This is a genomic window from Variovorax sp. LjRoot130 (assembly GCF_964253755.1).
GTDB lineage: Bacteria > Pseudomonadota > Gammaproteobacteria > Burkholderiales > Burkholderiaceae_C > Variovorax.
In genome coordinates this window covers 4487559-4506720 of the sequence record NZ_CAXURM020000001.1, presented here as the reverse complement: position 1 = coordinate 4506720, position 19162 = coordinate 4487559, and the positions used below count along the sequence as shown (strand labels likewise).

General features: G+C 66.7%; 23 protein-coding genes. 16 read left to right on the top strand and 7 right to left on the bottom strand.

Translation table 11 applies throughout. The features are described 5' to 3' along the window. Positions 1–43: 43 nt before the first annotated feature. The 13 genes from ubiE (at position 44) to ACSQ86_RS22450 (ending at position 11767) form a co-directional block, all read left to right on the top strand. The gene (ubiE, locus tag ACSQ86_RS22510; protein ID WP_436305133.1) at positions 44–775 is read left to right on the top strand and encodes a bifunctional demethylmenaquinone methyltransferase/2-methoxy-6-polyprenyl-1,4-benzoquinol methylase UbiE; all 732 of its coding nucleotides are present in this window, start codon (positions 44–46) and stop codon (positions 773–775) included. Positions 776–807: 32 nt separating this feature from the next. Next, the gene (locus ACSQ86_RS22505) at positions 808–1857 is read left to right on the top strand and encodes a Tim44 domain-containing protein (protein WP_436305132.1); all 1050 of its coding nucleotides are present in this window, start codon (positions 808–810) and stop codon (positions 1855–1857) included. Between the two features lie 51 nt (positions 1858–1908). Then, positions 1909–2463, top strand: a complete 555-nt coding sequence (locus ACSQ86_RS22500) for a ubiquinone biosynthesis accessory factor UbiJ (RefSeq protein ID WP_093105810.1) — start codon at positions 1909–1911, stop codon at positions 2461–2463. Then, positions 2460–4025: a ubiquinone biosynthesis regulatory protein kinase UbiB gene (ubiB, locus tag ACSQ86_RS22495; protein WP_436305131.1), complete on the top strand. Its 1566-nt coding sequence runs from the start codon at positions 2460–2462 to the stop codon at positions 4023–4025. The genes ACSQ86_RS22500 and ubiB overlap by 4 nt, the downstream gene beginning before the upstream one ends. A gap of 14 nt (positions 4026–4039) precedes the next feature. Beyond that, complete coding sequence (locus ACSQ86_RS22490) at positions 4040–5488, top strand: sodium:solute symporter family protein (protein ID WP_093105815.1); 1449 nt, start codon at positions 4040–4042, stop codon at positions 5486–5488. 72 nt (positions 5489–5560) lie between these two features. Continuing rightward, on the top strand, positions 5561–5905 hold the full coding sequence (locus ACSQ86_RS22485; RefSeq protein WP_436309614.1) for an FmdB family zinc ribbon protein: 345 nt from the start codon (positions 5561–5563) through the stop codon (positions 5903–5905). A gap of 16 nt (positions 5906–5921) precedes the next feature. Then, the gene (locus ACSQ86_RS22480) at positions 5922–6542 is read left to right on the top strand and encodes a DUF502 domain-containing protein (RefSeq protein WP_093105821.1); all 621 of its coding nucleotides are present in this window, start codon (positions 5922–5924) and stop codon (positions 6540–6542) included. Positions 6543–6573: 31 nt separating this feature from the next. After that, positions 6574–8379, top strand: coding sequence for an aspartate--tRNA ligase (aspS, locus tag ACSQ86_RS22475; RefSeq protein WP_093105823.1), 1806 nt, complete (start codon positions 6574–6576; stop codon positions 8377–8379). A 76-nt stretch (positions 8380–8455) separates the two neighbouring features. Beyond that, positions 8456–8923: a dihydroneopterin triphosphate diphosphatase gene (gene nudB, locus ACSQ86_RS22470; protein WP_436309613.1), complete on the top strand. Its 468-nt coding sequence runs from the start codon at positions 8456–8458 to the stop codon at positions 8921–8923. Next, positions 8920–9678, top strand: a complete 759-nt coding sequence (locus ACSQ86_RS22465; RefSeq protein WP_093105827.1) for an endonuclease/exonuclease/phosphatase family protein — start codon at positions 8920–8922, stop codon at positions 9676–9678. Before nudB ends, ACSQ86_RS22465 begins: the two co-directional genes overlap by 4 nt. Before the next feature lie 70 nt (positions 9679–9748). After that, positions 9749–10480, top strand: a complete 732-nt coding sequence (gene folE / locus ACSQ86_RS22460) for a GTP cyclohydrolase I (RefSeq protein ID WP_093105830.1) — start codon at positions 9749–9751, stop codon at positions 10478–10480. A 5-nt stretch (positions 10481–10485) separates the two neighbouring features. Continuing rightward, positions 10486–10908: a BLUF domain-containing protein gene (locus ACSQ86_RS22455; protein ID WP_093105833.1), complete on the top strand. Its 423-nt coding sequence runs from the start codon at positions 10486–10488 to the stop codon at positions 10906–10908. 31 nt (positions 10909–10939) lie between these two features. After that, the gene (locus ACSQ86_RS22450; RefSeq protein ID WP_436309612.1) at positions 10940–11767 is read left to right on the top strand and encodes a DUF429 domain-containing protein; all 828 of its coding nucleotides are present in this window, start codon (positions 10940–10942) and stop codon (positions 11765–11767) included. A 132-nt stretch (positions 11768–11899) separates the two neighbouring features. Here ACSQ86_RS22450 and ACSQ86_RS22445 read toward each other — a convergent pair whose 3' ends face one another. The 6 genes from ACSQ86_RS22445 to ACSQ86_RS22420 all read right to left on the bottom strand — a co-directional run bounded on the left by ACSQ86_RS22445 (position 11900) and on the right by ACSQ86_RS22420 (position 15425). Continuing rightward, positions 11900–12412 (bottom strand): ferritin-like domain-containing protein, encoded by a 513-nt coding sequence (locus tag ACSQ86_RS22445; protein ID WP_436306338.1) that lies wholly within the window; start codon positions 12410–12412, stop codon positions 11900–11902. 29 nt (positions 12413–12441) lie between these two features. Next, positions 12442–12891: a hypothetical protein gene (locus tag ACSQ86_RS22440; RefSeq protein ID WP_436293352.1), complete on the bottom strand. Its 450-nt coding sequence runs from the start codon at positions 12889–12891 to the stop codon at positions 12442–12444. Beyond that, positions 12881–13261, bottom strand: a complete 381-nt coding sequence (locus ACSQ86_RS22435) for a hypothetical protein (protein WP_436293353.1) — start codon at positions 13259–13261, stop codon at positions 12881–12883. Before ACSQ86_RS22435 ends, ACSQ86_RS22440 begins: the two co-directional genes overlap by 11 nt. A 33-nt stretch (positions 13262–13294) precedes the next feature. Continuing rightward, positions 13295–13675 carry a hypothetical protein gene (locus ACSQ86_RS22430; protein ID WP_093105847.1) on the bottom strand — a complete coding sequence of 127 codons (381 nt, stop codon included), beginning with the start codon at positions 13673–13675 and terminating at the stop codon, positions 13295–13297. 54 nt (positions 13676–13729) lie between these two features. Further along, entirely contained in the window at positions 13730–13891 is a 162-nt protein-coding gene (locus ACSQ86_RS22425) for a DUF1328 domain-containing protein (protein ID WP_093105850.1), read from the bottom strand. Between the two features lie 175 nt (positions 13892–14066). Beyond that, positions 14067–15425: a CHASE3 domain-containing protein gene (locus tag ACSQ86_RS22420; RefSeq protein ID WP_436305125.1), complete on the bottom strand. Its 1359-nt coding sequence runs from the start codon at positions 15423–15425 to the stop codon at positions 14067–14069. A 107-nt stretch (positions 15426–15532) separates the two neighbouring features. Between ACSQ86_RS22420 and ACSQ86_RS22415 the strand changes: the two genes are divergently transcribed. Next, positions 15533–16165, top strand: coding sequence for a response regulator (locus ACSQ86_RS22415; RefSeq protein WP_436305124.1), 633 nt, complete (start codon positions 15533–15535; stop codon positions 16163–16165). A 72-nt stretch (positions 16166–16237) separates the two neighbouring features. On the opposite strand, the gene ACSQ86_RS22410 is transcribed toward ACSQ86_RS22415, so the two are convergent. Further along, entirely contained in the window at positions 16238–16642 is a 405-nt protein-coding gene (locus tag ACSQ86_RS22410; protein WP_436305122.1) for a response regulator, read from the bottom strand. A gap of 286 nt (positions 16643–16928) precedes the next feature. Between ACSQ86_RS22410 and ACSQ86_RS22405 the strand changes: the two genes are divergently transcribed. Then, the gene (locus ACSQ86_RS22405; protein WP_436309611.1) at positions 16929–17144 is read left to right on the top strand and encodes a hypothetical protein; all 216 of its coding nucleotides are present in this window, start codon (positions 16929–16931) and stop codon (positions 17142–17144) included. Further along, positions 17141–19159, top strand: coding sequence for an AsmA family protein (locus tag ACSQ86_RS22400; protein ID WP_436309610.1), 2019 nt, complete (start codon positions 17141–17143; stop codon positions 19157–19159). The genes ACSQ86_RS22405 and ACSQ86_RS22400 overlap by 4 nt, the downstream gene beginning before the upstream one ends. The last annotated feature ends 3 nt before the right edge of the window (positions 19160–19162 follow it).

Here is a 19162-nt window from a genome sequence, read left to right as displayed (position 1 = left end):
GTCGTCGGCTTGATGTGAACGCTTCCGGCCTAACATCGGGTGCATGAGCAGTACCCATTTCGGTTTCGAATCGGTCGAGGAAAGCGACAAGGCACGGCGCGTGCGCGGCGTGTTCGACTCGGTCGCAACACGCTACGACCTCATGAACGACCTGATGTCGGCGGGCCTGCATCGTGCCTGGAAGGCCTACACGGTGATGGTCGCCAACGTGGGCGAGGGCTCGAAGGTGCTCGACATCGCGGGCGGCACGGGCGACCTCGCACTGGCCTTCGCGAAGAAGGTGGGCGCAAGCGGCGAGGTGGTGCATACGGACATCAACGAAGCCATGCTGCGCACCGGCCGCGACCGGCTGCTCGATGGCGGCGTCGCGCTGCCCACGCTGGTGTGCGATGCCGAGAAGCTGCCCTTCCCGGATGATCACTTCGATGTCGTGTGCGTCGCCTTCGGCCTGCGCAACATGACGCACAAGGACCTCGCACTGAAGGAAATGAACCGCGTGCTGAAGCCGCGCGGCAAGCTCCTGGTGCTCGAGTTCTCCAAGGTCGCCAAGCCGCTTTCCAAGGTCTACGACTGGTATTCGTTCAAGGTGCTGCCGATGCTCGGCAAGGTGGTGGCGGGCGACGATGCGAGCTATCGCTACCTGGCCGAGTCGATCCGGATGCATCCCTCGCAAGAGGAGCTCAAGACCCTCATGAAAGAGGGCGGTTTCGGACATGTGGACTATCACAACATGACCGGTGGCGTTGTCGCCCTGCATGTTGGAATCAAGTGCTGATGAAGAAATTTTTTGCCGAAAGAGGAGACGTCATGAAGAGTTTTTGGTCCGTTTTGCTGGTGTGCGCGCTGGCCGCTGTGAGCATCGACGCCGACGCACGCCGCCTGGGCGGCGGAACGTCGATCGGCAAGCAGTCGGGCAACGTGACGCAGCGCGAGGCAACGCCCACTGCGCCGGCCGCGCCCGGCGCCCCCGCACAGAACGTGAACAGCGCTGCGGCCAAGCCGGCCGCGGCCGCGCCCGCTGCGGCGGCGCCCAAGCGTCCGTGGGCCGGCATGCTCGGCGGCCTGGCCGCGGGCCTCGGCCTGGCCTGGCTTGCGCATTCGCTCGGCCTCGGCGCAGCCTTCGGCAACATCCTGCTGATCCTCCTGCTGGTGGTCGCGGCCGTGGTCGTGTGGCGCATCTTCGCGGCGCGTTCGCGCGCCAACGGCGCGTCCCGCAGCGGCGGCTTCGCGTTCCAGGGCGCAGGCCATCCCGCTGACGCCACGGCGCCTTCGCAGTACAGCCCGAACAACGTCGGCAACGACGCCTCGGCCCGTCCGTGGGAGCGCAACACCGCGGCCTTCGACGCCAGCCCGGCGCAGCAGCCCGATCACCCGGCCGAGCGCAGCACCGGCGGTTCGTCGATGGCGGGCGCGGCAGCGGCCGGTGGCAGCCTGATCGGTTCGGCCTTGGGCGGCTCGCAGTCCTGGGGCATCCCGGCCGGCTTCGATGTCGACGGTTTCCTCGCCGCTGCCAAGCGCAACTTCGTGACCCTGCAGGACGCCTGGGACCGCGCCGACATCGGCACCCTGCGTTCGATGATGACCGACGGCATGGTCGGCGAGATCCGCCAGCAGCTGGCCGAGCGCGAGAACCACACCGGCGGCCAGCCGAACAAGACCGAGGTCGTGATGCTGGATGCCAAGCTGCTGGGCATCGAGGAACTGCCCGATGCCTACCTGGCCAGCGTCGAGTTTTCCGGCATGATCCGCGAGGACGTGTCCTCCGGCCCGAGCCCCTTCCGCGAAGTCTGGAACATGACCAAGCCGACCAGCGGCACGAGCGGCTGGCTGGTGGCCGGCGTGCAAGCTCTGCAGTAAAAGCACGCAGCGCCGCGGCCGGGAGGCCGACGGCTCAGGAATAATGGGGACATGGTCACACCATCGTCCCCATTTTCTTTTCTCGACGACTTCGTCAACCGCGTCGGCAGCCGCCTGCAGCCGCCCGATTGGGTCGTCCACGAGGTCCAGCACCGCGCCGTGCTGTTTCTCAACCACGTGCTGCAGCAGGAACCCGAGGCCCAGCAGCGGCTGATGCGCCAGCAGGGGCGGGTGGTCCAGTTCGAATGGCGCTTCGTCACGATGAAGTTCGTGGCCACGCCGGCCGGCCTGCTCGACCTGGCGCCCGAGGACGCCCTCTCCGAGCTCACGCTCGCGGTGACCGAGGAATCCCCGTTCGGCCTCGCGCGGGCCGCGTTCCGCGGCGACAAGCCGCCGGTGCGCATCGAAGGCGACGTGCAACTGGCGGCCGAGGTCAACTGGCTGGTCGACCACGTGCGCTGGGACGTCGAGGATGACTTGGCGCGCGTGATCGGCGATGTTCCCGCCCACACCATTGCCACCGGCGCCCGGCGCGTGGTGGCGGCACTGCGGCAGTTCGTCGGTGAGCGCGGCGGCAAGGCCGCCGGGCCCGCAGGCCCCGAATGAGGCGTTTCTACCGCGGCATCGTCATCGTCCTGGTCGCGCTGCGCTACGGCCTCGACGAGCTCGTGCTCACGAGCTTCCAAAAGCCCTGGCTGCGCGTGGTGGCGCGCGTCGTCTCGATCGGCCGCAATCTCGACGCGCCGCGCGGCCAGCGCCTGCGCGAAGCACTGGAGAGCCTGGGGCCGATCTTCGTGAAGTTCGGGCAGGTGCTGTCGACGCGGCGCGACCTGCTGCCTGCCGACATCGCGGACGAGCTGGCCTGGCTGCAGGACCGCGTGCCGCCCTTCGATTCGAAGGTCGCGATCGCGACCATCGAGCGCGCCTTCCGCCGGCCGGTGGGCGAGATCTTCGTGCAGTTCGACGAGACGCCGGTGGCCAGCGCGTCGATCGCGCAGGTGCATTTCGCGACCATCCGCGACCCCGGCGGCGCCGTGCGCGAGGTCGCGGTCAAGGTACTGCGGCCCGGCATGCGCGGCGTGATCGAGAAGGACCTGGAACTCATGGCCATGATGGCCGCCTGGGTGGAGGGATTGTCGACCGATGCCAAGCGGCTCAAGCCGCGCGAGGTGGTGGCCGAGTTCGACAAGTACCTGCACGACGAGCTCGACCTGGTGCGCGAGGCCGCCAACGCCGCCCAGTTGCGGCGCAACATGAGCAAGCTCGAACTGGTGATGATCCCCGAGATGCTCTGGGACTTCTGCCATCCCGAGGTGATCGTGATGGAGCGCATGAAGGGCGTGCCCATCGCCCAGCTCGACCGCCTGCGGGCGGCCGGGGTCGACATCCCGAAGCTGGCGCGCGACGGCGTCACCATCTTCTTCACGCAGGTGTTTCGCGACGGCTTCTTCCATGCCGACATGCATCCGGGCAACATCCAGGTCAGCCTGGACCCGGCCACTTTCGGGCGCTACATCTCGCTGGACTTCGGCATCATCGGCACGCTGACCGAGTCCGACAAGGAGTACCTGGCGCAGAACTTCGCCGCCTTCTTCAGGCGCGACTACAAGCGCGTGGCCGAGCTGCACCTCGAAAGCGGCTGGGTTCCCGAAGGCACGCGCATCGACGAGCTCGAGGGCGCGATCCGCACCGTGTGCGAGCCTTACTTCGACCGGCCGCTGAAGGAGATCTCGCTCGGCATGGTCCTGATGCGCCTGTTCCAGACCTCGCGCCGTTTCCACGTCGAGATCCAGCCGCAGCTGGTGCTGTTGCAGAAGACCCTGCTCAACATCGAGGGTCTGGGCCGCCAACTCGATCCCGAACTCGACCTCTGGCACACGGCCAAGCCTTTCCTCGAGAAGTGGATGAGCGACCAGATCGGCCCGCGCAAGCTGCTGGAGCAGCTGCGCGCCGAGGCGCCGCGCTACGCCAAGCTGCTGCCCCAATTGCCTCGGCTTCTGCACGATTTCCTCGAAAATCGGCCGGCCGACCACCGGCGCGAACTGATGGAACTGCTGGCCGCTCAAAAGCGGACCAACCGGCTCCTGCAGTCCATCATCTACGGTGGCATAGGTTTTGTATTGGGGTTGATCGCGATGCAGGTGCTGGTGCGCGTGCGTCTTTTCTGAAAGGAGATTTCGTCGTGCTGCTGACCCTGGTCATCATCTACCTGCTGCTCACGATCGCCGTCGGCCTGTACGCGGCCAAGCGCGTGAAGAACACCACCGATTTCGCAATCGCCGGGCGCCATCTGCCGCTCTACATGATCGTGACGACCACTTTCGCCACCTGGTTCGGCTCCGAAACGGTGCTCGGCATCCCGGCCAAGTTCATCGAAGGGGGCCTGAACGGCGTGGTCGAGGATCCTTTCGGCGCCGGCACCTGCCTGATCCTGGTCGGGCTCTTCTTCGCCGGCAAGCTGTACCGCATGACGCTGCTCACCATCAGCGACTATTACCGGGAGCGCTTCGGCCGCACCATCGAGATCGCCTGCTCGCTGATCATCATGCTGAGCTACCTCGGCTGGGTGTCGGCTCAGGTCACGGCGCTCGGGCTGGTGTTCAACCTGCTGTCGGGCGGCGTCATCAGCATCCCGATCGGCATGGTGATCGGCGTGGTCTCGATCCTGGCCTACACGCTGTTCGGCGGCATGTGGTCGGTGGCGGTGACCGATTTCATCCAGATGATCATCCTGGTGCTGGGCCTGGCGGTGATCGCGATGTTCGCGGGCAACATGGCCGGCGGCGCCGACAAGGTGATCGCATTCGCCGCCAGCAAGGACCTGTTCCGGTTCTGGCCGGAGCCGAACTTCAAGGACATCATCTTCTTCTTCGCCGCCGCGATCACCATGATGCTCGGCTCGATCCCGCAGCAGGACGTGTTTCAGCGCGTCATGTCGGCCAACAGCGTGAAGGCCTCGACGCGCGGGCCCGTGATCGGCGGCGTCGCGTACATCCTGTTCGCCGCCGTGCCGATGTTCCTGGTGGCGAGCGCGCTCCTGATCATGCCGGAGCAGACTGCGACGCTGCTGAAGGAAGACCCGCAAAAGGTGCTGCCCATGCTGGTGCTCGAGAAGATGCCCTTCGTGATGCAGGTGTTCTTCTTCGGCGCGCTGCTGTCGGCCATCAAGTCGACGGCCTCGGCCACGCTGCTGGCGCCGAGCGTGACCTTCACCGAGAACATCTGGCGCCAGTTCCGGCCGGCCGGCAGCGACAAATCCAACCTGATGACGATGCGCATCACGGTGCTGCTCTTCAGCGTCGCCGTGCTCGCCTATGCGATCCGCATGCAGGGCACGCCGATCTACGAGCTGGTCTCGGGCGCCTACCAGGTGCCGCTGGTGGGCGCCTTCGTGCCGCTGGTCTGCGGCCTGTACTGGCAGCGCGCGACGACCCAGGGCGCCATTGCGGCGGTCGTGCTGGGCATCGGGGTCTGGCTGCTGTTCCTGGCCATGCCTTGGGGCGAGCAGTTCCCGGCACAACTGGCCGGTGTGCTGGCGGCCTTCGCCGGCATGTTCGCCGGCTCGCTGGCGCCACAGTGGGTCTCCAACACCCGCACGCCGCATCGTCCGCTGGCCGTCGACCCCGCCTGAGCGGGGTGGGGCGGCGCTTATAATCGAGAGCTTTGCGAGCGGCCGCCGGCCGCTCATCCGCCCCCCGACCCCATGCCTATCTACGCCTACAAGTGCAGCGCCTGCGGCTTTGCCAAGGACGTGCTGCAGAAATTGTCCGATGCGCCCTTGACCGAGTGCCCGAGCTGCGGCGTGGGTGCGTTCAGCAAGCAGCTCACCGCCGCCGGCTTCCAGCTCAAGGGATCGGGCTGGTACGTGACCGATTTCCGCGACGGCGGCGGCAAGAAGGGCGCTGAAAAGGGCGCTGACGGTGCGGGCGCGCCGGCCGACGGAACTGCCGCGAAGCCGGCCGAAACTGCGGGCGCGCCGGCACCGTCCGCTGCGCCTGCCGCATCCCCCGCGCCGGCGCCTGCCGCTGCCGCGGCCAAGAACGACTGATCGAGCCGCACACGCCATGCTCGCGCTGCGCAAATGGGTGCTTTCCGGCTTGCTGGTCATCGTGCCGCTGGTCATCACGCTGGGCGTGCTGAACTGGATCATCGGCACGCTCGACCAGACGCTGTGGCTGCTGCCGGAAGATTGGCAGAAGTGGCTCAACGACCACAGGGTGCGCGGGCTGGGCGTGCTCTTGACGCTGGCGATCCTGCTGGCGGTCGGCGCGATCGCCAGCAATTTCGTCGGCAAGCGCCTGCTGGGATGGGGCGATGCCGTGGTGCGCCGCATTCCGGTGGTCCGCTCGATCTACTCCAGCGTCAAGCAGGTGTCGGACACGCTGTTCTCCGAGAACGGCAATGCGTTCCGCACCGCGGTGCTGGTCGAGTGGCCGCGCGAAGGCGTGTGGACCATCGCGTTCGTGACCGGTGCGCCCGGCAGCGACGTGGTGGAGCACCTCGGCGGCGGCGACTACCTCAGCGTCTACGTGCCGACCACGCCCAACCCGACGGGCGGCTATTTCGTGATGCTCAAGCGCAGCGACTGCATCGAACTCAAGATGAGCGTGGACGACGCGCTCAAGTACATCGTGTCGATGGGCGTGGTCGTTCCCGGCGGCCCCGCAACCATCGCGATCAAATAAAACGCGCCACTGTCGGCGCCGGAATCCACCTATGGCCATGCGTTCTCACTACAGCGGTCTCGTGACCGAAGCCCTGCTGGGCCAAACCGTCACCCTGTGCGGGTGGGTCAACCGCCGCCGCGACCATGGCGGCGTGATCTTCATCGACCTGCGCGACCGCGAAGGGTACGTGCAGGTGGTGTGCGATCCCGATCGCGCCGCCACCTTTGCCACGGCCGAGGGCCTGCGCAACGAGTTCTGCGTACAGGTCACCGGCCTGGTTCGCGCGCGGCCCGAGGGCACGGTCAACGAGAACCTGAAGAGCGGCAAGGTCGAAGTGCTGTGCCAGGAGATGAAGGTGCTCAATCCTTCCGTCACGCCGCCCTTTCTGCTGGACGACGACAACCTCTCGGAAACCACCCGCCTCACGCACCGCGTGCTGGACCTGCGCCGCCCCGCGATGCAGCGCAACATGATGCTGCGCTACAAGGTCACGATGGAGGTGCGCAAGTTCCTCGACGCCAACGGCTTCATCGACATCGAGACGCCGATGCTCGGCAAGTCCACGCCCGAAGGCGCGCGCGACTACCTGGTGCCGAGCCGCGTGCACGACGGCTGCTTCTTCGCGCTGCCGCAGTCGCCCCAGCTCTTCAAGCAGCTGCTGATGGTGGCCGGCTACGACCGCTACTACCAGATCGTCAAGTGCTTCCGCGACGAGGACCTGCGCGCCGACCGCCAGCCCGAGTTCACGCAGATCGACATCGAAACCTCGTTCATGGCCGAGGAAGAGATTCGCGAGATGTTCGAAGGCATGATCCGCAAGGTGTTTCGCGCGGCGGCCGCAGTCGAGCTGCCGCCGTTCCCGGTCATGAGCTATGCGGACGCGATGTTCAAGTACGGCTCCGACAAGCCCGACCTGCGCGTCAAGCTCGAGTTCACCGAACTGACCGACGTGATGCGCAACGTCGAGTTCAAGGTCTTCGCGCAGGCCGCCAGCACCCCCGGCGGCCGCGTGGTGGCGCTGCGCGTGCCCGGCGGCGGCGCCGAAGGCGGCCTGTCGCGCGGCGACATCGATGCCTACACCGAGTTCGTCAAGATCTACGGCGCCAAGGGCTTGGCCTACATCAAGGTCAACGACGCGGCGCAGGGGCGCGAGGGCCTGCAGAGCCCGATCGTCAAGAACCTCAACGATGCCTCGCTGGCGGAAATCATTGCGCGCACCGGTGCGCGCAACGGCGACATCCTGTTCTTCGGCGCCGACAAGGAAAAGATCGTCAACGACGCCATCGGCGCGCTGCGCGTGAAGATCGGCCACAGCGCCTTCGGCCGCAAGAACGGCCTGTTCGAGGACCGCTGGGCGCCGCTCTGGGTCGTCGACTTCCCGATGTTCGAGTTCGACGAGGAAGGCCAGCGCTGGTCGGCCGTGCACCATCCCTTCACCGCGCCCAAGGACGGCCATGAAGACCTCATGGACACCGCGCCCGAGAAGTGCATCGCCAAGGCCTACGACATGGTGCTCAACGGCATCGAGATGGGCGGCGGCTCGGTGCGTATCCACCGCGAGGAGGTGCAGAGCAAGGTGTTCCGCGCGCTCAAGATCAGTGCCGAGGACGCCCAGAACAAGTTCGGCTTCCTGCTCGACGCGCTGCAGTACGGCGCACCGCCGCACGGCGGCATCGCGATCGGCCTGGACCGGCTGGTGATGCTCCTGAGCGGTGCGGAGTCGATCCGCGACGTGATCGCCTTCCCCAAGACCCAGCGCGCGCAGGACCTGCTGACGCAGGCGCCGAGCCCGGTCGACGAGAAGCAGCTGCGCGAGCTGCACATCCGGTTGCGCAACGCCCAGCTGGCCGCCTGAGCGGGCCGGGGCCAAGCATGAGCCGCCGGGCCGCCCCCAAGGCGAATACCGAAGCGCGCGGCGCGAAGGTTGGTTAGTGAGCGGGCGGCCCTGGAAGATTCCCGAGTCGGTGCTGGTCGTGATCCACACGCCGGCGCTCGACGTGCTGCTGATCCGGCGTGCCGATGCCGAGGACTTCTGGCAGTCGGTCACCGGCAGCAAGGATGACATCGACGAACCGCTGGCGCTGACCGCGGCGCGCGAGGTCGCGGAGGAGACCGGCATCGACTGCCGCGAGGGCAGCGCGCTGGCCTGCTGGCTGCGCGACTGGGGCCTGCAGAACATCTACGAGATCTACCCCCGCTGGCGCGCCCGCTATGCGCCGGGCGTCACCCACAACACCGAGCACCTGTTCGGCCTCTGCGTGCCCGAGCGCCTGACGCCGCGCCTGGACCCGCGCGAACACACGGCCTGGCGCTGGCTGCCCTACCGCGAGGCGGCCGACGCCTGCTTTTCCCCTTCGAACGCCGAAGCGATCCTGCTGCTGCCACAATTTGCGCAATGAACGCGCCGACCAACAGCATCCGGGTGGCGACCTACAACATCCACAAGGGTGTGCAAGGCATCGGCCCCGCACGGCGCCTCGAAATCCACAACCTGGGCCATGCCATCGAGCAGCTCGATGCCGACATCGTCTGCCTGCAGGAAGTGCGCAAGATGAATCGGCAGGCCGCCGCCCGCTTCAGGCACTGGCCCGAGCTGCCGCAGGCCGACTTTCTCGCGCCCGAGGGCTACACGGCCGTCTACGAGACCAACGCCATCACGCGGCACGGCGAGCATGGCAACGCGCTGCTCACGCGCTGGCCGGTGCTGCGCAAGACTCATCAGGACATCTCCGACCATCGCTTCGAGCAGCGGGGGCTGCTGCACGTGGCGATCGACGTCGAGGGCCAGCCGGTGCATGCGATCGTGGTGCACCTGGGCCTCATCAAGGGCAGCCGTGTGCGCCAGGTCGCGCTGCTGCGGGAATTCATCGAGCGCGAGATCCCGCCCGGCGAGGCGCTGGTTGTGGCCGGCGATTTCAACGACTGGGGCGCGCGCATGCGCTACGCGATGAACGCCATGGGGCTGCGCGACACCGGCGACCTGCGCGGACCGCGCACGCTGACCTATCCCTCGCGCCTGCCGGTGACCCAGCTCGACTTCATCTACGGCCGCCAGGTCGAGCCGGTCGCCACCACGGTGCCGCGCGGTCCGATCTGGGCGCGCATGTCCGATCACCTGCCGCTGGTGACGGATTTCGTGCTATCAAAACAATAGCTTTGCGCGCAGGCGGGAAGCGCGCTGCAGGGTCATTCGCCCTGAATACATTCACTGTTAGGATGCTCTCATGCTAAGGAAAACCGACGCCGTAGAGCGCCCCGACGAAGGGGCCGAGGACGAGGGCACGCCGGTGTCCGTGAAGATCCGCGAGCGCCTTCTGGCCGCCCGCAAGCGCTTCCATGCCAACGACAATATCGCGGAGTTCATCGAGCCCGGCGAACTCGAGCGCCTGCTCGACGAGGTCGAAGGCAAGATGAAGCATGTGCTCGAGAGCCTGGTGATCGACCTGGACAACGACCACAACACCGACAACACGGCCCGCCGCGTCGCGAAGATGTACGTCAACGAGGTGTTCAAGGGGCGTTACGTGGCCCAGCCCTCGCTCACCGAATTCCCGAACGCCGAGCACCTCAACGAGCTCATGATCGTCGGCCCGATCACGGTGCGCAGCGCCTGCTCGCACCATTTCTGCCCGATCATCGGCAAGCTCTGGATCGGCGTCATGCCCAACGAGCAGACCAACGTGATCGGCCTGTCGAAGTACGCGCGGCTGGCCGAGTGGGTGATGAGCCGGCCCCAGATCCAGGAAGAAGCCGTGGTTCAGCTGGCCGACCTGATTCAGGAGCGCACGCAGCCCGACGGCCTGGCGCTGGTGGTCGAGGCCGAGCATTTCTGCATGCAGTGGCGCGGCGTCAAGGAGATGGACAGCAAGATGATCAATTCGGTGATGCGCGGCGCGTTCCTGAAAGACTCCAACCTGCGCCGCGAATTCCTTTCCCTTCTTCCCCGCCGGAGTTGAACGCCATGCTCGTACGACTTCTCTATGTGAGCCGCGCCGTCGATACCAGCTCTGACGCCATCGAAGCGATCCTCGCGCAATCGCGCTCGCACAACACTGCGTGCGGCATCACCGGCATCCTTTGCTATGGCGCAGGCGTGTTCCTCCAGGCCATCGAAGGCGGCCGCACGGCGATCAGCGAGCTGTACGGCCACATCCAGCGGGATCCCCGCCACAAGGACGTGGTGCTGCTGCACTACGAAGAAATCTCCGAGCGCCGCTTCGGCGGCTGGACGATGGGGCAGGTCAATCTGTCCAAGCTCAATATCTCGACCTTGCTCAAGTACTCGGAGAAGCCGGAGCTCGATCCGTATTCGGTCTCCGGGAAGGTATCGCTCGCGCTGCTCGAGGAACTGATGGCCACCGCCGCCATCGTCGGCCGGCACTGAGTCGCGCGCGGCGGCCGAGGCTGCATCGGCCATGCTGCTGCTGGGCTGCGATTTCTCGAGCGCGCCGACTTCGCGCAAGCCCATCGTGCTCGCGCTCGGGGCCGCGCAGGAGGGCGGCGTCCGGCTCTCGCGGCTCGAACGCTTCGCGACTCTCGACGCCTGGCGCCAATGGCTGGCGGATACGCCCGAATGGGTCGGCGCCTTCGACTTCCCCTTCGGCTTGCCGCGCGAACTGGTCGCACAGCTCGGATGGCCGCCGCAATGGCGGGCGCTCATCGCGCACTATGCCGGCTTGAGCCGCGACAGCATCCGCGAGACTTTCGCTGCCTTCTGCGCGGCGCGCCCCGCCGGCGGGAAGTTCGCGCACCGCGCAACGGACGGCCCGGCGGGCTCCAGTCCCTCGATGAAATGGATCAACCCACCGGTCGCCTTCATGCTGCACGCCGGCGTGCCGCGGCTGCTCGCGGCAGGTGCCGCATTGCCGGGACTGCACGCGCCGGCCGGCGGCGGCATGGCGCGTGTTGCGCTGGAAGGCTATCCGGGGCTTCTTGCGCGCGAGCTGATCGGGCGGCGCAGCTACAAGAGCGACGATGCCGCTGCCCAGAGCGCGCAGCGGCGCGCGGCGAGGATCGATCTGCTCGCCGCGCTCGAAAGAGGTTCCACGCGTCTCGGCCTGCGTTTCTTTCTCGGCGATGCCGAGCGCGATCAGCTGCTGGCCGATGCCAAGGGCGATTGCATCGACGCGGTGCTCTGCCTCGTGCAGGCCGCCTGGGGTGCGGCCCGCAAGTCGAGCGCCGGTCCGGGCTATGGCCTGCCGGCGGCGATGGACCCGATGGAGGGCTGGATTCTCACCGCCTGAAGTCCTGCAGCAGATCAAACCGGCTTCGGCACGCGGGGCCTATGCGGGCTCGCTAGATTGGTTTTCAGTGGTTCGGTCGAACCACCAGTATTGAGGCTAGCCGGGCTTTTTCTTTGGGTAGTTGGACTTCGTTCAATGGCCGAGCCAGTCCTTCAACTCGTCGGCGTGCTCTTCCTCGTCGGTGAGGATTTCTTCGAGCATGCGGCGCGTCGTTGGGTCCTTGTCGCCGATGAGCGAGATCATCTGCCGGTAGGTCTCGATGGCAATGCGTTCGGCCACGAGGTTGGCGCGCACCATGGCCTGCAGCTGCGTCGCCTCGTCGTAGTCCGCATGACTGCGGTCGAGCAATGTCTTCGGATTGAAGTCGGGCTGGCCTCCGAGCTGCACGATGCGTTCCGCGATCTTGTCGGAATGGGCGGACTCTTCGTTCGCATGCACGAGGAACTCGTCGGCGATCGCCGGCGAGGCCACGCCGTTGGCGGTGAAGTAGTGGCGCTTGTAGCGCAGCACGCAGACCAGCTCGGTGGCCAGCGCGTCATTGAGCAGCTTGACGATGTCGTCGCGCCACGGCCCGTAGCTGGGCGTCACGGCGCCGTCGTCGAGGTGCTTGGACGCCGCGTCGATGGCGGTCTGGTCGAGCGTCAGATGTTACGGGCGCTCCTTGACTGCGGTATTCATGGGGAATCCTTTCGTGAGGGGCTGGGGTTCTTGTGCATCAGCGTGGTCACGAGATCGGCCACGTCCGATGTCTTGAGGGCCGCGGCGAGCACTGCCGTGATCGACAGCAATCGCCAGGGCTTGACCAGCACGACCAGCGCACCCGCCGCCGCTGCCGCCGCCATCAGCTTGGCGGGCTGTTCGCGCGCATAGCGGTCGAGCAGCGGTCGCGCCAATTGGCCGACGGCGTTGGCGGGGTGCCTGCGCCACCAGCGCCGGGTCGCATTGCGCGCGACCGACGCCCAGTCGACCCGGTCGAGCACGCTTTCGCGCTGCGCCGGGCGCCGCCCCGAGGCTGGCCGTGGTGCATCGGCTGCGGCTTCGCTCCCTCGCAGCTGCTGCACCAGCGCCCGGCGGGAGATCGCGAGCCGTTGCTGCGGCGTCAGGTCCTGGCGCTCAATGGCCACGACCTTCTCCCGCCAGATGCAGCGCCTGGACGTCCGCGTCGAGCTGGGCGCGGATATCGCTGAAAGCATGAAATTCGCTCGGGCGCGAAGCAACATAGGCCGAGACGAGCGCGACCAGTACCGCGATGCCCGGAACGACGACCAGCACCCAGTGAAAGCTTCCGTGCAGCGCGCCGAGCATGGCGGCGACGCCGATCAGCCCCAGGGCGAGCATCGCGCTGGCGGCTGCGAGCGCGCCTGCCACGACCCGCGCGATCAGGCCCCGGCTCGCCTGCGCCGTTTCCAGCCTGGCCAGCGCAGCGTAGTTGGCGACGTGATCCGCGATCAGCTCCGGATGCCCGAGCACCGTGGAGAAAATGGGATGAAGCATGGTGCGGCAGGCAGCGGGAAGCGGAATTTCAGATCAATAGTCGTCGCGGCTGCTGCGACGGCTGGCGAGGACGATCAGCGCCGTGATGGCGGCACCGGCCGCGGCGGCGACGAGCACGGAGCGAACCGGCTGGTCGGCGATGTACTTGCCCGTGACGTCGGCAGCCTGCTCGAAGCGGCGTTGCGCACGCGCGCTGGTCGTCGAGGCGGCATCCAGGCCGCGCTGTACCGCCTGCTGCACACGTGCCGCGATCTGCTCCACGGCGGGCTCCGCGTCGCGGCGCAGGTCACGAACCTTCTCTCCGGCGGCGTTCACTGCGTTCTGCGCGTAGGCGCGCGTGGTGTCGATCGCGTCAGCGGCGGTCTGGCGCGCCTCTTCGGCGATCTGCGAAGGGGTCTTGGTGGTCGTGTTCATGAAAATAGTCCTTCCGGAGATTGTTGTGAGAACCTGCTCATCGTAACGAGGCTGTCATCGTCGCATCAAGCCCGCGATGAAGCTGGCGAGGGCCAGCACGATGAAGATCACGAAAAGTATTTTCGCGATGCCGACGGCGCTGGCCGCGATGCCGCCGAAGCCGAACAGCGCGGCGATCAGGGCGATGACCAGGAATACGACTGCGTAATACAACATGCTGAACTCCTTTGGAGGATGGTCTCGTCGTTGTGAATGGCGGCCGGCCGGTTCAGAGGGTGAAACCGCGTGGGATTCACGTTAAGTGGGGGGGCGCCGAAGCCCTGTCAGCAGCAGCGGCCTGGGGGCGTAGGAGAGGGTCGAATCACGGTCGGGCCGCTCCCGAGCCGCGTATTCAGGCTGCTTTGGAGGAGGGAGGCGGGGAGGCGGGGAGCATCGCGCTCAGGCGCGTTCCCTGGCCGGGCGCCGACGAAATGGTGAGCTTGCCCTTGGCGGCTTCCACGCGATGCCGCATGCCTGCCAGGCCATGGGATGAAGGCCGGGTGCTGCGGGCGTCGAAGCCCTTGCCGTTGTCGGCGACTTCCACGATCACGTGGTTGCCGTAGTTCTTCATGACGATGCTGGCTTCGGTCGCCTGCGCGTACTTGCTGATGTTGGTCAGGCTTTCCTGGACCATGCGATAGATGGTGAGCTGGTCGGCTTCGTTGAGCGCCACCGGCTCGAGCACCATCTCGATTTCCATTCCCGAGCGCTCGGCGAATTCGCGGCCGAGGATTTCGAGCGAAGCGATGAGCCCGAGGTTGGCCAGCGACGAGGGCCTCAGGTCTTCGATGATGCGGCGCTTGAGCGCGATGCCGCTGTTGAGGAGCTCGTTCAGATGCTGCAGCCGCTGGATCGCGTCCGGCGAATCGATGAGGCGCGACTTCAGGCGTGCGACGTCCAGCTTGGCCGCGGTCAGCAGCGAGCCCAGCTCGTCGTGCAGCTCGCGCGCCAGGAAGCCGCGCTCGCTTTCCCGCACCTGCTGCAGGTGGGTGGCGAGCTCGGCCAGCGTCGCGGTGCGTTCGCGGACCTCGTCCTCCAGGGCATTGCGTTCGCGTTGCAGCGCCTCCTGCTGCCGCTCGCCGGCCGAGCGCAGCACATGGGCCTGGCGCAAATACAGGTAGAAGGCCAGCAGGCCCGCCAATGCCACCAGCCCGATGCCGATGCGCGCAAAGCGCAGCGACTTCGCGATCTGGACCTGGCCCAGCATCAGCGCCTCGTTGCTGATCGAAATCAGTTCGCCGGCCTGCTGGCGGATGGCCTCCATCTCCTCGCGGCCGACGTCGGTCGTGATCACGAACTTCCAGGCGTCGTCGTTGCCGTCGCGTCGCAGCCGCACGCTCATGTCCATCTCCGCGAGCTTGCGCGAGACGTGCTTCGAGAGCTGGGTCAGGCGCGCCGTCTCGACGGGCTTTCCGGCATAGAGCACCTGCAGGGCGGCCAGTTGACCATCCACCTGCTTCACGGCAACGTCATACGGCTCGCGGTAGCGCGCCTCGCCCGTCAACAGATAGCCGCGCTGACCCGTTTCGGCATCGATGATGTTCTGCAGCAGCATGTTGAGCACCAGGCGCACGCGCTGCGCCTCGCCGACTTCGGTCAGGGCCCGGGTGGACTGGCGGTAGCCGGCCTCGTTGATGCCCACGAGCACGAGCGCGGCGAGCGTCGCGAGCGTGAGGCCGAGGGCCATCTTCGGGAAAGCTAACCAGCGCATGGGGTCTCCGCGGGATGCGGGCAGTTCAAATTCGGGAATAATCGACGTGGATCAGGGGGCGGCATGCCGCGACGCAAGAAACCGCGATACGACAAAGAAGGTACCAGATGATCAAGATCGGAATTGTGGACGACCACGCCATCGTGCGCTCCGGCTTGCGCCAGTTCTTCTCGGAACACGTCGACCTGCGCGTGGCGGGCGAGGCGGCCAGCGGACGCGAAGCGATCGAGCTGGTGCGCACCACGGAGCTGGATGTGCTCGTGATGGATCTCTCGATGCCCGGACAGAGCGGGATCGATGCGCTGGCGATGATCCGCGCCAAAGCGCCGGACGTGGGCATCCTCATCTTGAGCGGCTACCCCGAGGAGCACTACGCGATGAACCTGATCCGCCAGGGCGCGAGCGGCTATCTCAACAAGGAGTGCGAGCCGATGGAGATCGTGAACGCGATCCGCACCATCTCGCTGGGCCGCCGCTACATCACGCCGGCGGTGGCCGAGCTGCTGGCGCGCCAGCTCGACCGCAAGGACGACGCGGCGCCGCACGAGCAATTGTCCGAGCGCGAGTTTCAGGTGTTTCTCAAGCTGGCCAAGGGTGAGACGGCGGGCGATATTGCCAAGACGCTTTCGCTTTCGGTCAAGACCGTCAGTACTTACCGCACGCGCCTGATGGAGAAGATGAATCTCTCTTCCAACAGCGACCTGACGTACTACGCGCTGAAGAACAAGTTGATCGATTGAGATTCCGGCGGCGGCTCCATCCCTGCGGGGCTGCCGCATGCTGGAAAAGACCATCGTTCGCGATGCGGGGCGTCAGCTCGAGCTGGACGGCTGGCGAAGCGCGGAGGACTGCCCGATGCAGAAGTCGATCAGCGCGTCGATCTCGTTCGATTTGTCGAACACGGCATCGACACCGAACTGGGCGCAGCGTTTGCGTATGTCGGGGGTGGCGTAGTTGCTGAGCACCACCACTTTCTGGTCGGGCCGGCGCGCCACGCAAGCCTGCAGCACGCCCAGGCCGCTGCCTTGTTTCAGGAACAGATCGACGATGGCCAGTTCCCACTGGTCGCTGTTCTCGGTCAGCCAGCGGACGGCTTCCGTCTCGGTTTCGGCGAAACCGACGGCTGAGATGCAGGTGAGCTCCTCCAGAGTACCGACGAGATTCTCGCGGATCGTGACGTTGTCTTCGACGATGTAAGTGTTCAATCTGGGGTCCATTGGAGAACCGGCGCGTCTCTCTGGCGATCGAGCTCCGTGGACCGTGGGTCCCCGCGAAAGCCGTTTCGCAAAATGCTACAAATCAACAGCCCCGCATCATGCAGCGTTCGACGCCCTGCGGCTGTAGGTTTGTTCTTACGACAGTGAACGATTTGCGGCCGTAGGCTTTGCCCCACAGCGGCTGCGGTCGAGCGCCGACCCTGGCGCCGGATGCGCCCCCTTACCCTCGATCCCGATGCGGATCGCTCCATGCCTTCGCATCCTTTCTCCAACGGAAGGCGCCGAGATGAACATCGTGTGGAACTACGTGGCCGTCGGCCTCTTGACCTTGGCGGCCGCCGCAGTCGTGGTGATCGGCGAGTCCGCGAACGCCGAGCTGAAGCTCGCCGAAGCGGCGAAAAACGCGGCCGCGGTCGGCATCACCGCCATCTGCTTCCTCGCATCCCCTGCATCCCCTGCATCCATCACCTCGACGCCGGACAAGAAGATGCCGGCACCGTGACCCCGACCACCGCCCACACGCCGCGCCGCTCGATCTGGATCAAGCTCGGCGCGGTGCTGCTGGGGCTGTTCGTGGCCCTCCTGCTGGTGCTGGCTTTCTTTCCCTGGGACGCGCTGCGGGAGCCGATCAACCGCTACGTCAGCGACAAGACCGGCCGCAAGTTCGAGATCACGCGGCGGCTGGATGTCGACCTCGGCTGGCGCGGCGCCACCGTCAAGCTCGACGGCATCGAATTCGCGAATCCTTCCTGGGCCCGCGACCCCTATCTCGTGCGTGCGCAGAGCGCCGAACTGGACCTCCGGCTGTGGCCGCTCCTGGCGCGCAAGGTCGTGATTCCGCGCCTGGCCCTGGTTTCGCCGTCGCTGGGCCTTCAGATGGAAGAGGACGGGCGGCGCACCTGGGCGCTGGGCAAGGACACTTCGGACGAAGCGACAGTGCCGACGATCGGCCTCCTGCAGATCGACGGCGGCGGGCTCGACTTCCTTGCGGAGCATTGGGGCGTGGACCTGCACGCCGATTTCAGCTTCGACACCAGCCGCGGCGACATGCCGCTCAGCTACCGCATCAAGGGCCGCTACCAGCGCCAGCCGCTCACGGCGGAGGGCCGTACCGGCAACGTGCTGCAGCTCAACGCGGCGGGCCAGCCGCCGTTCCCGCTCGAGATCAGTGCGGCCGCGGGTCACACCCGGCTGAAGGCGCAAGGCACGGTGACCGAACTCGCCAGCCTGGATGGCGTTGACGCCCGCTTCGAACTCAAGGGCCAGAACCTCGGCGATCTGTACCGGTTGCTGGGCATCGCGCTGCCCCAGACTTCCCCTTACGCCCTCAGCGGCGAGCTGAAAAAGCGCGCGAAGCTGTGGGAGGTGCAAGGCCTCAAGGGCAAGCTGGGCCTCTCCGACATCGGCGGCGACATGCGGTTCGACCAGTCGCAGAAGCCGCCTTATCTCGCGGGCAGCCTCCGCTCGCGCGTGATGGACATGGACGACCTCGGCCCGCTGATCGGCTTGCCGCCGACGGCCCGTTCGGCCAATGCAGTCGAAGGTGTGGCGCCGCCGCCCAGCGTTGCCCAAGTCAAGCGCGCGCGGCGCGATCCCGGGCGCAAGGTGCTGCCCACCGCCACGCTGGACTTCGAGCGCCTGCGCGCCATGAATGCCGAGGTGAAGTACGTGGCCGAGCGCATCCGGAACGTGCGCGAGCTGCCGCTCGACAAGGGCAGCGTGCAGGTGAAGCTGAAGGATGGCGTGCTGACGCTCGACCCGCTTGATGTGGGCGTCGCCAACGGCAGGCTGGCCGGCGCGATCCGCATCGATGCCACCCAGAATCCGGCCGACATCCGAGCGGCGCTGGACGTGCGCGCCATGCAGCTCAACCGCCTGATTCCCAAGGTCGAGACCCTGCGCACCAGCTTCGGAAAACTCGATGGGCGGATCAACCTGTCCGGGCGCGGAAACTCGGTCGCGGGCTGGCTGGGCAGCGCCTCCGGGGATGTGGCCGCTCTCACGGGCCGCGGGGAGTTCAGCAACCTGCTGCTGGAATTCATGGGCCTGGACGGCGGCGAGATCATCAAGTTCTTGCTGCGCGGCGACCGGAACGTCGTGTTGCGCTGCGCGGCGCTCGCCTTCGATGTCGACAAGGGCACGATGAACGGCCGCAGCCTGGTGTTCGACACCGAAGACACGGTCTTCAACGTGAGTGGCCATGCCAGCCTCGCGAACGAGACGCTGGATTTCGTGATCCGGCCGCAACCCAAGGACAAGAGCATCCTCTCGCTGCGCGGTCCGCTGGTTGTCGGCGGCACCTTTGCATCGCCGTCGGCGGGCGTCCAGGCCGGCCCGTTGGCGACGCGCGGCATCGCTGCGCTGGCGCTGGGCGCGATCAACCCCTTGCTCGCGCTCGCCGCGACCGTCGAAACCGGCCCCGGCGTCGATGCCGATTGCCAGGAGGTGCTGGCCCAGGCGAAGCGGCCGGTATCCCGGGAGGCAGCCGCTGGCGCTGCCAAGGCAAAGAAGCAGTAGCTT